Raw genomic sequence first — 12,871 nt, 5'->3', positions numbered from 1 at the left:
TGATTTTAATGGGCACCACCCTTTTTTTGAGTATCTATATAAATTGTAATGGCATCACTCATGAGCTTCGCCAACCCTTCACCATACCGGTCGATGTTCTTAGTGAAGCGTTCATCTTCAATATAGAGTTGACCTAATCCGTAAAAGGCATCAAAAGAATATTCACCAAAATTTTCATTGAGAAAATCAAACCACTCTTTGATAGCGGTTTGTACGTCTGGGGACTCGGGAGATTGGTTAATAAGGAGTGCAAATTTATTGAACATTGCAGTCCACTTATCAGATAAATCTTTTTGCTCACCATCAGTCATGTTTTTCAATCTAATATTTACCTTATCGACAGGTTGATCACCCCACCGTTTGCGGGCTTCTTGTTCATAAAGATTATGATTGAAGTTCATTCCCTCAAACCGCTCTTTGTTCGTCATGCAAATCTCTCCCATCATATGTTTGATTGATTTATCGATGGTATCAATCATCTTATCGACTCTATTCCGTTTCTCAATCAACATTTTCTTTTGTAAAATGAATGCCTCCCTTCGGTTAAATGAAGGATTAGTAAGGATTTCTTTAATCTCTTTTAAGGAGAAATCGAGCTCCTTGAAAAATAGTATCTGCTGCAGCTGTTCAAGATTCTCCTCAGAATAAAGCCGATAACCGGAATCGGTCGTTTCCTGAGGAGTCAATAATCCAATTTGATCGTAATGATGGAGAGTGCGTATGCTTACTCCAATCAGGTCAGCTACTTCTTTTACTTTCATACCCATCACGTTTGCCGCCTCCTTAATGGCTACTCTAAAGTATTACGCAACGTAAGAGTCAATAGTTGGTTAAAGATTTTTGTATATAAAGGGAGAACATATGAGGATTTCATTGCTGAAATTAAAGAAAAAAAGCCGGGCGTGAAGCTCCGGCTTTTTTCTATTCAATAATGTGCTGCACCCGGCCGATTCGCCCGTCTTCAAGGCGGACCTTAATGCCGCGCGGGTGGAAGCTTGAGTTCGTCAAAATATCCTTGACGATTCCTCTTGTCAGCTTTCCTGAACGCTGATCGGCTTTCAGGACGATATCGACTTCAAGTCCTTTTCTGATGCTGCTTCGCTGCTGGCCGTTCATATGACACATCCGTTCTTCAGTCTTTTCACTTCATGTCTTATCATATCGTGTTTTCGTCTTTTTATGAAGGACAGACAAATCAATTCTTCATGGCAACTAAAAAAAGACCGCTCTGTAAGGAGCAGTCTTTTATGACATAAACGAAAGCAAAATCGGGGCCGCGCACAGTGTCATAATCGCGGCGAGGATCATCGACACGCTTGAGATCGTTCCTGATACGGAGCTGAGCTCAAATGCTTTAGATGTTCCCGCTCCGTGCGCGCTAGTTCCGAGCAGCACGCCCCGGGCAATTTCGTTATCAATGCGGAAATAGCGGATGACCATCGGCCCGATGATCGTTCCCAATAAAGCCGTTAAAATGACGAAAACCGCTGTAACGGCCGGCATCCCGCCGATCATTTCTGAAACGTTCATGGCAATCGGCGTCGTCACGGATCGCGGCACGAGACTGTCGACTAAGCTGCTGCCGAGATGGAACCATTTTGCGATAAAGGCTGTTGACAAAATGGCGATACATGAACCGACCGCTACGTTCAAAATAATTTCCACGGCGTATTTCTTTAAAATCGGGAAATATTTATAAAGCGGGATGGCGAACGCCACTGTTGCCGGCTGAAGCATATCGGTCAGCAGTCCGCCGCCGAGATTGTATGTCTGATACGGGACATTGACAAGAAGCAGCAGTACGACCAAAACAGCGGGCGTAATCAGAAGCGGCGACGTATACACCCGCGGAAAACGAATGTAGAGTTTTTTCGCGCCCAAATACACTAAGACAGTTAAGAATAAACTTATGATTCCGATGAACACGTTTGTTTTTTCTCCTTTCTTTTTGCTATCAGCTGTGTAAGCGTACCTGTTGAAACCATCACGACAAATGTGCTGATGACGACGACAAGTAAAATGCTTACGCCGAATTTAGACATAATATCTCCGTATTCAATCACTCCGACGGCAGACGGGATGAAAAACAGCAGCAGCTCACCGAGGAGCCATGCTGCGCCAAGCTCAATCCATTCAAGTTTGATAATCTTGAAGTGCAATAATGTGAAAAGAATCACAATCCCGATTATACTGCCGGGAATATTTATATGAAGAGCCGCCGTGACCCAATTGATCAGACGCGCAAATATAAACAGCAGAGCGATTTGAATAACGGTAAGCAGCAATTTTTTCATAATGATGCCTCCCTTATATTTATATTGTACAGAAGGTTTTGCTATAGGTAAAATACATATAAAGAATAATATGTATTCCTTTTGTCTATAGAAAGGATGAAATGTAATGGATATCCGGCACTTAACGTATTTCTTGGAAGTGGCCCGTTTGAAAAGCTTTACGAAGGCTTCGCAGTCGCTGTATGTTTCACAGCCGACAATCTCAAAAATGATTAAAAACCTGGAGACGGAGCTCGGCATTAAGCTGTTTTACCGCAATGGCCGGCAAGTTGAACTGACTGACGCCGGGCAGAGCATGTATGTGCAGGCGCAGGAAATCACAAAGTCATTCCAAAACCTGACGTCAGAGCTGAACGATATTATGGAAGTGAAGAAAGGGCACGTCCGCATCGGTCTTCCGCCGATGATCGGGTCCGGCTTTTTCCCGAGAGTGCTCGGTGACTTCCGCGTCACATATCCCGATGTGACGTTTCAGCTTGTTGAGGACGGCTCTATTAAAGTGCAGCAAGGGGTGGAGGACGGCTCGCTTGATATCGGGGTCGTCGTGCTTCCCGCGAATGAAGAGATTTTTCATACATTCACAATCGTCAAGGAAACCCTTATGCTCGTCGTCCATCCGTCACATCGGCTCGCTGACGAGAAAGAATGCAGTCTTCATGAATTGAAAGAAGAGCCGTTCATATTTTTCAGGGAGGATTTTGTCCTTCATAATCGAATTATGACGGAATGCGTGAAAGCCGGATTCAGGCCGCACGTCATTTATGAAACGTCACAGTGGGACTTTATCAGCGAAATGGTATCCGCCAATCTCGGTATCGGCCTGCTGCCGGAAAGAATCTGCCGCGGTCTTGATCCTGACAAAGTCAGAACCATTCCGCTCGTTCATCCGGTCATTCCGTGGCATTTAGCCATCATTTGGCGGAAAGACCGCTATATGTCCTTTGCCGCCAGAGCCTGGCTGGAGCATACGAAATCGTATTTATGGAATCCGAAAAAGAGAAAAAAGGATGATTAGACATGGACGCACAAACCGCAGCTCAACACTTGAGTAAAGTGCGGGATCAAAACCCGCTCGTTCACAGTATCACCAATAATGTCGTCACGAACTTCACCGCTAACGGACTGCTCGCGCTCGGCGCATCGCCCGTTATGGCTTATGCAATTGAGGAGGCCGCCGACATGGCGAAAATCGCCGGAGCGCTCGTCCTGAACATAGGCACCCTCAGCTCGGCGTCGGTTGAAGCTATGATCGCAGCCGGAAAATCGGCCAATGAAAACTTTGTTCCGGTCATTTTTGATCCGGTAGGCGCCGGCGCCACACCGTTTCGGACGGCATCAGCCCGCAAGATCATACAGGAGGTCCGCTTGTCCGTCATTCGCGGAAATGCCGCGGAAATCGCCAATATTGCCGGCGCCCCTGATTGGAAGATAAAAGGCGTGGATGCGGGGGAAGCCGGAGGAGATGTGGTTCAGCTCGCTAAGACGGCTGCAAGCAGGCTGAAGACGGTCATTGCGATTACCGGAAAAACCGACGTCATCTCCGACGGCACCGATACATACGCCGTACATAACGGTGATAAACTGCTGACGAAGGTGACGGGGGCGGGATGCCTGCTGACGTCTGTAATCGGAGCCTTCTGCGCAGCGGGGCAGGACGTTCTGCAAGCGGCCGTTTCAGCCGTTTCTGTATACGGAAGCGCCGCTCAGCTTGCCGCTTTGGACACCTCCCATAAGGGGCCGGGCAGCTTCCAGATTGAGCTTTTAAACAAGCTGGCAAGCATCTCAGAACAAGAAGCGGCCGAGCTTGCCGCAATTGAAAGGGTGATAGAAAAATGACGCGTATTTCTCGGGAAATGATGAAGGATATGTTATCGGTTTATTTTATTATGGGATCAAACAATACAAGCGCAGACCCGGTTTCCGTGGTGAAAAAAGCAATTGAGGGCGGCGCTACGCTTTTTCAATTTCGGGAAAAGGGGAGCGGTTCTTTAACAGGGGATGAACGTGTCCTGTTCGCGAAGCGGGTGCAGGATGTCTGCAGGCAGGCCGGGATTCCTTTCATCATTAATGATGATGTCGAATTGGCCTTGCGCCTTGAGGCGGACGGAGTGCATATCGGACAGGATGACGCAGACGCCGAAGAAACGAGAGCGGCAATCGGCGATATGATTCTCGGTGTGTCAGCACATAACGTCTCCGAGGTGAAGCGGGCGGAAGAAGCCGGAGCCGATTACGTCGGAATGGGCCCGGTCTATCCGACCGAAACAAAAAAAGATGCTGAAGCCGTGCAGGGCGTTACATTGATTGAAGAGGTACGGCGTCAGGGCATCACCATTCCGATTGTAGGAATCGGCGGCATTACGGCTGACAACGCGGCGCCCGTCATTGAAGCGGGTGCAGACGGCGTCAGCATGATCAGCGCCATCAGCCAAGCCGAAGATCCAAAAGCGGCGGCGCGGAAGTTTTCAGAGGAAATTCGGCGCTCCAAAGCAGGGCTGTCCCGATAGGGCGGCCCTTTTTCTGTGTGCGCAAAAAGGCAGTGACGGACTTGGAGAATAGAAGCTGTATGTCAAGAACAGAGCAATCAGCTTGCAATATCGACCGAAGCGTTTGACGGCTCTATCGCTTCTCTCAAAGTGACGCCTGAACCAATCACCGCCGGCGCCGCAGGCTCAAAACCCCTCTATAAAAGTGAATAGCGCGCAGTGAGAGACCATTTCGAGGTCACGGAAAAACTTAATGCGGAATTCAGCGAATTTGAAGTTTTGATGTCGAAATACAAAACGTGCGATCAATCGTATACGTCTTGTGATACATTAAGTACAGATCAAATCAGAGAGATAAGCACGAAGCTGACGGCCCTTTCTGAAACCATGTCGAAGATTGCCGATGTGCTTTAAAAGGAGTTAAGACACAGCATGAGCGATGAACATAACAAGGAAAAACAGATCCACAGACGGGATGTCCTGAAGTGGGGCGCCGTCGCGGGCGCAGCCGTCGCTGTCGGAGCGAGCGGCCTCGGAGGACTCGCGCCGCTCTTCAAACCGGCGGCCACCGCTTCAAAGAAGAATGATGAAAAACATGATCGTGATCAAATCGTTCCTTTTTACGGAAAGCACCAAGCAGGAATCACAACAATGCATCAGACGTATGTGTATTTTGCAGCGTTTGATGTCATGTCAAGCGATAAAGCCGATGTCATCTCCCTTTTCAAACAATGGACAAGCTTGACGCAGCTGCTGACTTCAGGCGCCGTCCCTTCAGGCGAACAGAAAAATAAATATATGCCTCCGCAGGATACCGGGGAGTCGCAGGATCTGGCACCGGCGAATTTGACCGTTACCTTCGGCTTCGGCCCCGGGTTTTTCGAGAAAGACGGGAAGGACCGCTTCGGACTGAAAGATAAAAAACCGAAGCACCTCGCCGATATTCCGCCGATGCCTAACGACAAGCTCGATAAGAAACAAGGCGGCGGTGATATCGTCATACAGGTCTGCGCGGATAATGAACAAACGGCGTTTCACGCGGTGCGCAACCTGATGAAACAGGCATCGGGTGTGTGTGAAGTCCGCTTTCTCAATAAAGGTTTCTTAAGCGGCGGAAAAAACGGAGAAACACCGCGCAACCTCTTCGGATTCAAAGACGGCACCGGCAACCAAAGCACGAAGGATGAAAACCTGATGAATTCGATCGTTTGGGTTCAATCAGGAGAGCCGGACTGGATGACGGGCGGCACGTACATGGCGTTTAGGAAAATTAAGATGTTTTTAGATATATGGGACCGTTCATCCTTGAAGGAACAAGAGGACACGTTCGGGCGGGTGAAAAGCTCGGGCGCGCCTTTCGGACAAAAAAAGGAAACCGATCCCGTGAAGCTGAATCAAATTCCCGCCGACTCGCATGTCAGCATGGCAAAATCAACCGGCAGACAGATTCTGCGCCGGGCATTTTCCTATACGGACGGAATTGATCCGAAGACGGGCTATGTTGACGCAGGCCTGCTGTTTATCTGCTTTCAAAAAGACCCGGACCGCCAATTTGTCCCGATGCTGAAGGCTTTGGCGGCAAAGGATGCGCTGAATGAATACACACAAACGATCGGCTCTTCCTTATTCGCCTGTCCCGGGGGCTGTAAAAAAGGAGAATATATCGCCCAAAGGCTGCTGGAATCGTGACACCTTCCATATGGAAGGTGTTTTTTAAAAAAACACTTGTAACTATAAAAGTTACAACTTAAAATGATAAGGAAAGGAGACTTACAATGACACTGCAGATTAAAGTATATTCTGATTATGTATGTCCGTTTTGCTATGTCGGCAAAGCGGCGTTTGAAGAAGCTATCAAAGACAAGGACGTACAGGTGGAATGGATGCCGTTTGAATTGCGTCCGAGCCCCTCGCCGAAACTTGATCCGGTGAATGATCCCGCCAAGCAGCAGATGTGGAAAAACTCCATTGAGCCGATGGCGCAGTCGTTAGGCGTTGAAATCACGTTCCCCCGCGTGTCACCGCATCCTTACACGGATTTGGCATTTGAAGGCTTTCATTTCGCAAAGGAACATGGGAAAGGAAGCGAATACCATACACGCGTTTTTCAGGCGTTCTTTCAGGAAGAACAAAATATCGGTGACGTTGGCGTGCTGACAAAGCTTGCGGAAGAAGCCGGACTTGACGGCGCTGCCTTCAAAGAGGCGCTTGAGACAAGAGCGTACAAGGACGTACAGCGGGAAGCGCTCCGCCATGCTTATGAGGAAGCCGGCATTACGGCAGTGCCGACGTTTATCATCGGCGATGAGAGAATCCCTGGCGCGGCGGGAAAGGAAACCTTTGAACAAATCATTGAGCGGGAACTGAATAAACGTTAACCCGAAAAAAGCCCTCTCGATCAGCGAGAGGGTTTTGCCATATAGTGTTTGACAAATGTTTGTCTGTCCGCTTCATATGCCGCGGCGTCAAATGAGTCGCCGCAAAAATGAAGGCACCAAGGGTCTTTCTGGCAGGCGACGCCGACTTGATAGCCGTGTTTTTGAAATTCGAGCGACTGTGATGTGTCGTAAAAATGAAAGCCGCGAAACAAATCCTCCCGCCACTCCACGTCATATTGAGCCGCCATTAACAAGCCGTCAATGGCGTCAGCGGGCGTAAACAGGCCGTCTTCATCACCGTGCTCAAAATCCAGCGGGTGATAAGCATTCCCCCGGTATTCAATCACTTTTCCCATCCGCTGTCCGCTTTCCCACCAAATGCCGTTCGGCGGCAGGGTTTTGCAGCCGGCGACACCGAGAAGGCCGAGCTCCTGATGAGATTGAAAGATATGAAGCATGTCATGAAGGAAATGCTGATGAATGATAAAAGTATCCTGATGCAGATAAATTTTATATTTGGTGGGGTGTTTCAGCGCTTTGTTGTAGGACGAGGCCATGCTTGCTGAATCGTATATCGGCAAGATATCAACGGAGTATGAAGGGGGGACGGTAAGCTGCATGATATGGCTCTTGCACCGGGAGTACAGCGACTCATCATTCACACAGACGACAAACAGAAATGAATGTGCATCCATTACATGCTCCTCTCGGCCTCAATCACATATTGATAGGCCGATGCTTCTGTCATAAAGTCATGCCTTATGCCAAGCTGTACGCATACTTCGTGCAATGATGCGATGGCTTTGTGGTAAGAAGGGTGATCAACGCGGATCGCCTCAATGCGTTTGACCTCATAGCCGGCGGCTTTAAATAATGAAAGAGTCTCTTCCCGGGTAAAAAAACGCAGGTGGGTCTGATCCATTAATCCGGCGTCACTGTACGTCCATTTGCCGGCTAAAAGCTCCAGCACGACTGAGATGTGGCCGACATTCGGTATGCATGCAAGCACCGTGCCGTCTTTTTTTACATAAGGACGAAGCTTTTTCAGCACTGACCACGGGTCGACAAGATGCTCCAGAACGTCTCCGAACAGCATGCAGTCGAATTGCTCTGATTCGTACGGAAGAACGGCGGATTCAATGTCGCCGCAAAGCACATGGCTCAATTTGCTTTCCGCCTTTTTTGCGGCTTCGGGATACGCTTCAATGCCGTAAACCGTTATTCCGCGGTCTTCGATCGCTGCTCCTAAATTGCCCGTTCCGCAGCCGACATCAAGCACTGTCCGCCAGTTTTCGTCTATTTTGTTCAATAAATAAGGATTCAGGCCTTCGTAGTAGTTCTGTTGTTTTTCATCATAATAGGGATTCGTATCCATCTGTGTATCACCTCATAAATGGGCATAATACACAAGATATGCAGCGGGGGGATCTCATATCACCATGTTTGGCTGTTCAATTGCGGAATACGGACGGGAATGGTTGTCCGGTATACGGTTTGTTCTCTGATTCCCCTCTTATTGCGGGTGTTCCTTTGAAAACTCGGGTGCGGGCGGACTGTGGCAGGTCATATAGTAAAAGGATCCGCCTGTAATCTTACCGCTGGCGGATGGTGTTTTTCATTGGTGTTTTTTTCTTCACCGCTTTTTCAGTATTTAAGAAGCGCCTCACATCGTCAATGTTCAAACCCATGATTCTAGCCTCTTGAATTAACAATTGCCAATCTTGATCTATATCTTTCATTACATGAGTTTTCATAAGAACCTCCAATTGAAAAATTGATTTGCCCAGCTACAGCAGCCAATGTATAACAAATATCACACATAGTTGGCCGGTAATCCCAAATTGAAGATGAATTCACCTACCTATTCCCTAAGAAAATGACTGAAATAACCAAAATCCTTCAAGAATTCTTACATATAATAATAAACAAATAAATACTGACTGGATAGTATGCAAATAAAAATAAACCATATGACCTATTAATATTTACCCTCAAAACGTCGAATAGCATATTGTTTTTGCATAAAAAATACCGCAAAAGAATGATTCGGTGTAAGATAAAGTGAATGATCAAACAGCTGGGGTAAAAAATGAAAAAAAACAAATTTCAAATTAAGAGAGAAGAAACATTTGAAAGTTTTATTGACGCAGGCCTTCATCTCCTGATTGAAAGAGCTTACGATTCAGTCTCAATCGATGACATCAGTAAAGCGGCGGGTTTCAGCAAAGGGGCGTTTTACGTTCATTTTGAAAGCAAGGAAGATTTTCTGAAGCATTTGTTAGAGAGGCGTCAGATTAAAAAAAGGATCATCACTGGCTATCTCGACGAACTAGAAAAGCAAACAGAGCGGCCGTTGACGCTTTGTGAAGCCGCGGCCAGCGCGGCCAGCCTGTTGATGCGGTTTGTAAACAGCAAGCCTGCCTGGAATGTTGTGTCTTTTGCCGTTCATATGCCTACTTACAAAGTCGTCAGTGAATATGAAGCTTATATCCGTCTTTATAAGTTATGGATAGAAGAAAGCACCATGTACATAAATTGGCTCAAATCGAGAAATTTAATAGAAGACCATATAGATACCGAGCATACCGCTAACATGATGTGCGCGCTCATCGACGGGATGATTAAGCAATCCAATGTGCTGGGAAGGCCGGTTACTTTCCGCAGCATGTTTGACGCGCTCTATGTTTTTGTCAGCGGCAGAAAATCAGGGTAACGTTCTTCTTGATTTGACAAAAGGTTTAGAAAAGTCTTTCAGAAAGCGAGGAACTGCCATGCGCTACAGAGAAATTATGATGTATATCATTATGGGGATATTCACGACCATCGTGAATATCGTCAGTTTTTACATTCTGACGTCGGCATTTGAGATGGATTACAAGGCGGCGACTGTCGCCGCTTGGATTCTGTCCGTTCTATTTGCTTATGTTACGAATAAACGGTATGTCTTTCAGCAAAAGACCGCGGGAATGCGGAGTCTGATGAAAGAATTAACGGCCTTTTTCAGCGTGCGGGTGCTGTCTCTCGCCATCGATCTCGCCATGATGATTCTTCTGGTCAGTCAATTTCATATGAACGAAACATTGGCGAAAATCGCCGATAACGTCATTATCGTAGTCGTCAACTATGCGGCCAGCAAGTGGATTGTCTTCAGAAAAGCGAAAGAAGAGGGCGTGTCATAACGGTTTTTTTCTGCGCCCTGGGGGGAAAGTGTAATGGTGGAAGAGGATGCGTATGAAGCACAAAATAAAGAAAGCGTTTGCTGATGTATTCGGGGAATCGGAGGACCTGCGCGTTTTCTTTGCGCCCGGCAGAGTGAATCTCATCGGAGAGCTAACGGGGGCCGCTATGAGGAGAAGACAGGGAGAAAAGCTGACTTTTACACGGCGGATATCGGAGCGAGAGAACTAAAGGGGGATGACGATGGCAATTGAGCGGCACGTGGAACGTTTAATCCGGTACGGATTGCAAAAAGAGCTGATTTCATTTCTTGATATTGAATATACAAGAAACCGTTTATATGAAACTTTGCATATTACCCATCCGGAGGCTTCAGAACAGAAAGAAAATGAATCGTCGGCATCATTGCCGGACATATTGGCCCCGATTTATGAATGGGCGGCAGAAACGGGCCGGATGGCAGTCGATACAGACACCTATCGCGACCTGCTGAGCGCGAAGATCATGGGCTGCTTTGCCCCGCAGCCGTCCGAGATTGTGCGTCGTTTTGAAGAAACAAAGGCGGTGCACGGGCCGGAGCAGGCGACAAAGGCGTTTTACCGATTTTCAGAGGATGTGTATTATATCCGTTCGGACAGAATACAGCGGAATGTCGGGTGGACGGCTGAGACGGCTTACGGAAAGCTGGACATCACGATCAATCTTTCAAAACCGGAAAAAGATCCGAAAGCAATTGCCGCTGCCAAAGAGCAGCCTCAATCCGATTATCCGAGATGTGTTCTTTGTAAAGAAAATGTCGGGTACGAGGGGAGATCGGATCACCCGGCGCGTCAAAACCTTCGTGTCATTCCGGTCATTCTCGGCGATGAGCAGTGGTTTCTGCAATTTTCTCCGTATGTGTATTACCGGGAGCATTGCATCGTTTTGAAAGACCGGCACGAACCGATGAAGATCAGCAAAAAAACGTTTGACCGGCTGCTGTCGTTTGTCAGCCAGTATCCTCATTATTTTCTCGGTTCCAATGCTGATCTGCCGATTGTCGGCGGCAGTATTTTAAGCCACGACCATTTTCAGGGGGGCCATTATGAATTCCCGATGGCGCGGGCGGAGACAGAAAGCCGGTACAGGCTGCCTGACTATCCGAAAACGGTGCTGGGAATTGTGAAGTGGCCGATGTCGGTCATCCGCCTGCAAAGCGAGAGCGCGTCTGAGCTTTCCGGCGCGGCAGATGCCATCCTGCGGGCATGGCGCGGTTATTCCGATGAGGCGGCTGATCTCCTCGCCTGTTCAGGAGAAACACCGCACAATACAATTACGCCGATTGCCCGGCGGAGAAACGGTTTATTCGAATTAGATCTCGTCCTCAGAAATAACCGCACCTCTGATGAGCATCCGCTGGGAATTTTTCATCCCCATCAGGAAGTTCATCACCTGAAAAAAGAAAATATCGGACTGATTGAGGTAATGGGGCTTGCGATTCTGCCGGGCCGCCTTGAACAAGAAATGAAATACACGGCTGAAGCGCTGTGCTCACCGGACCCGGAAGCGGTCTTAACGGCAGACCCTTCTGCGGCAAAGCATAAAGATTGGGCGCTCAGTGTGCTGCATAAGCGGAAGGTAACGAAAGAAAACGCGGAACAGATTCTGAAAGAGGAAATCGGCCATGCCTTTGCGCGGATACTGGAGCATGCCGGCGTCTTTAAACAGACAGAAGAAGGCAGAGCGGCTTTCCGGCGGTTTATCCGCCATTTGGGCGCTCTACCGGAAAAAAGCCCCATCCCATAAGGGACGAGGCTTTTTTTTATCCTCTGCTTCTGGCGATCAGGCTGAATAAGAATACCACGATCGCAGCTCCGATGATTGCCGGAATGATGGCAAAGCCGGCAAGGTGAGGACCCCATGTGCCGAGCAGTCCGTGCCCGATCCATGCGCCGATCAGACCGGCGATCATTGACCCGATGATTCCCCCGGGCATACTGCCTTTTACAAATAAACTTCCGATCCAGCCGATAATAATAGCGACAATCAGAGATACGATAAAACCCATAAATATCACTTCCTATTTTTTATTATTTATGCCTATATGTTTCCTTCGTTTTGTCCATATTAAACATATGAATGCGTTTTTTATAATGAACATATCAAGGCGCGTTCCGGTCTTTTTTTTCACAATGCGTTGCGTTAAAATGGAAACCGTGTGAAAAGGTGTGAGCAAAGGAAAAAATATTTCTTTTGTAGAATGTTTAACAAAATGAAACTTTTTGTTGACCAGCGATTTTTATTATGGTAAACCTTTATTTGGTATTATTCGTTCTCGCTATCTTTTTTCTCTATATATGCTAAATGATCTAAAACTTTTTATGTTTGATTTACGCAAGTGGAAAAAGTTCATGCATTTTTTGACGATTTTGTGACATTAGGTCGAAAAAAAGATGAACTTTAGAAAAAAATAAAGCTAATAAGTGCAGATTTTGATAGCATAACAAGGTAGATAGAGAAAAGATTTTGAGAAAGTACATTTCAGATTCACTACATC

Annotated in this window: 17 protein-coding genes and 2 pseudogenes; 11 read left to right on the top strand and 8 right to left on the bottom strand. The window is 47.3% G+C overall.

Annotated elements, in window-relative coordinates:
* Positions 1–5: 5 nt before the first annotated feature.
* The 4 genes from OWN49_RS08760 to OWN49_RS08745 all read right to left on the bottom strand — a co-directional run bounded on the left by OWN49_RS08760 (position 6) and on the right by OWN49_RS08745 (position 2,294).
* Positions 6–767: a MerR family transcriptional regulator gene (locus OWN49_RS08760; protein WP_077723183.1), complete on the bottom strand. Its 762-nt coding sequence runs from the start codon at positions 765–767 to the stop codon at positions 6–8.
* 154 nt (positions 768–921) lie between these two features.
* Positions 922–1,116 carry a YwbE family protein gene (locus OWN49_RS08755; RefSeq protein WP_003150901.1) on the bottom strand — a complete coding sequence of 65 codons (195 nt, stop codon included), beginning with the start codon at positions 1,114–1,116 and terminating at the stop codon, positions 922–924.
* A 129-nt stretch (positions 1,117–1,245) separates the two neighbouring features.
* The gene (locus tag OWN49_RS08750) at positions 1,246–1,926 is read right to left on the bottom strand and encodes a CidB/LrgB family autolysis modulator (protein ID WP_012118753.1); all 681 of its coding nucleotides are present in this window, start codon (positions 1,924–1,926) and stop codon (positions 1,246–1,248) included.
* Positions 1,908–2,294, bottom strand: coding sequence for a CidA/LrgA family holin-like protein (locus OWN49_RS08745; RefSeq protein ID WP_007407725.1), 387 nt, complete (start codon positions 2,292–2,294; stop codon positions 1,908–1,910). Before OWN49_RS08745 ends, OWN49_RS08750 begins: the two co-directional genes overlap by 19 nt.
* Positions 2,295–2,400: 106 nt before the next feature.
* On the opposite strand from OWN49_RS08745, the gene cidR reads away from it, so the two are divergent.
* The 6 genes from cidR (at position 2,401) to OWN49_RS08715 (ending at position 7,158) form a co-directional block, all read left to right on the top strand.
* Positions 2,401–3,309 carry a cidABC operon transcriptional activator CidR gene (gene cidR, locus OWN49_RS08740; protein WP_003150908.1) on the top strand — a complete coding sequence of 303 codons (909 nt, stop codon included), beginning with the start codon at positions 2,401–2,403 and terminating at the stop codon, positions 3,307–3,309.
* Between the two features lie 2 nt (positions 3,310–3,311).
* Positions 3,312–4,130: a hydroxyethylthiazole kinase gene (thiM, locus tag OWN49_RS08735; RefSeq protein WP_077723023.1), complete on the top strand. Its 819-nt coding sequence runs from the start codon at positions 3,312–3,314 to the stop codon at positions 4,128–4,130.
* The gene (gene thiE, locus OWN49_RS08730) at positions 4,127–4,801 is read left to right on the top strand and encodes a thiamine phosphate synthase (RefSeq protein WP_003150910.1); all 675 of its coding nucleotides are present in this window, start codon (positions 4,127–4,129) and stop codon (positions 4,799–4,801) included. Before thiM ends, thiE begins: the two co-directional genes overlap by 4 nt.
* A gap of 198 nt (positions 4,802–4,999) precedes the next feature.
* The gene (locus OWN49_RS08725; protein WP_003150911.1) at positions 5,000–5,194 is read left to right on the top strand and encodes a hypothetical protein; all 195 of its coding nucleotides are present in this window, start codon (positions 5,000–5,002) and stop codon (positions 5,192–5,194) included.
* Positions 5,195–5,212: 18 nt separating this feature from the next.
* The gene (efeB, locus tag OWN49_RS08720) at positions 5,213–6,469 is read left to right on the top strand and encodes an iron uptake transporter deferrochelatase/peroxidase subunit (RefSeq protein ID WP_176283598.1); all 1,257 of its coding nucleotides are present in this window, start codon (positions 5,213–5,215) and stop codon (positions 6,467–6,469) included.
* An 86-nt stretch (positions 6,470–6,555) separates the two neighbouring features.
* Complete coding sequence (locus OWN49_RS08715) at positions 6,556–7,158, top strand: DsbA family oxidoreductase (RefSeq protein ID WP_029972919.1); 603 nt, start codon at positions 6,556–6,558, stop codon at positions 7,156–7,158.
* A gap of 20 nt (positions 7,159–7,178) precedes the next feature.
* On the opposite strand, the gene OWN49_RS08710 is transcribed toward OWN49_RS08715, so the two are convergent.
* The 3 genes from OWN49_RS08710 to OWN49_RS08700 all read right to left on the bottom strand — a co-directional run bounded on the left by OWN49_RS08710 (position 7,179) and on the right by OWN49_RS08700 (position 8,912).
* Positions 7,179–7,853 carry a glycosyltransferase family protein gene (locus OWN49_RS08710; RefSeq protein ID WP_176283597.1) on the bottom strand — a complete coding sequence of 225 codons (675 nt, stop codon included), beginning with the start codon at positions 7,851–7,853 and terminating at the stop codon, positions 7,179–7,181.
* Positions 7,853–8,533: a class I SAM-dependent methyltransferase gene (locus OWN49_RS08705; protein WP_176283596.1), complete on the bottom strand. Its 681-nt coding sequence runs from the start codon at positions 8,531–8,533 to the stop codon at positions 7,853–7,855. Before OWN49_RS08705 ends, OWN49_RS08710 begins: the two co-directional genes overlap by 1 nt.
* Positions 8,534–8,750: 217 nt before the next feature.
* A complete protein-coding gene (locus tag OWN49_RS08700; RefSeq protein ID WP_029972917.1) occupies positions 8,751–8,912 on the bottom strand; it encodes an anti-repressor SinI family protein in 162 nt (53 codons plus the stop codon).
* 335 nt (positions 8,913–9,247) lie between these two features.
* Between OWN49_RS08700 and OWN49_RS08695 the strand changes: the two genes are divergently transcribed.
* From OWN49_RS08695 to galT, 5 genes and pseudogenes are all read left to right on the top strand, one after another.
* Positions 9,248–9,871, top strand: a complete 624-nt coding sequence (locus OWN49_RS08695; RefSeq protein ID WP_003150919.1) for a TetR/AcrR family transcriptional regulator — start codon at positions 9,248–9,250, stop codon at positions 9,869–9,871.
* Positions 9,872–9,950: 79 nt separating this feature from the next.
* Positions 9,951–10,337 carry a GtrA family protein gene (locus tag OWN49_RS08690; protein ID WP_032857211.1) on the top strand — a complete coding sequence of 129 codons (387 nt, stop codon included), beginning with the start codon at positions 9,951–9,953 and terminating at the stop codon, positions 10,335–10,337.
* A 46-nt stretch (positions 10,338–10,383) separates the two neighbouring features.
* A pseudogene (locus OWN49_RS19525) lies at positions 10,384–10,455 on the top strand (galactokinase family protein); the annotation flags it as partial.
* A gap of 38 nt (positions 10,456–10,493) precedes the next feature.
* Positions 10,494–10,589, top strand: a pseudogene (locus OWN49_RS19520) (hypothetical protein); the annotation flags it as partial.
* A complete protein-coding gene (galT, locus tag OWN49_RS08680) occupies positions 10,579–12,120 on the top strand; it encodes a UDP-glucose--hexose-1-phosphate uridylyltransferase (RefSeq protein ID WP_077723019.1) in 1,542 nt (513 codons plus the stop codon). The pseudogene OWN49_RS19520 and the gene galT, both read left to right, overlap by 11 nt.
* A 16-nt stretch (positions 12,121–12,136) precedes the next feature.
* Here galT and OWN49_RS08675 read toward each other — a convergent pair whose 3' ends face one another.
* Complete coding sequence (locus tag OWN49_RS08675) at positions 12,137–12,382, bottom strand: GlsB/YeaQ/YmgE family stress response membrane protein (RefSeq protein WP_003150926.1); 246 nt, start codon at positions 12,380–12,382, stop codon at positions 12,137–12,139.
* Positions 12,383–12,871 lie beyond the last annotated feature (489 nt).

It is taken from the genome of Bacillus sp. NEAU-242-2 (assembly GCF_027853835.1).
Taxonomy (GTDB): Bacteria; Bacillota; Bacilli; order Bacillales; family Bacillaceae; genus Bacillus; species Bacillus velezensis.
This window is presented reverse-complemented; position numbering and strand designations above follow the sequence as displayed.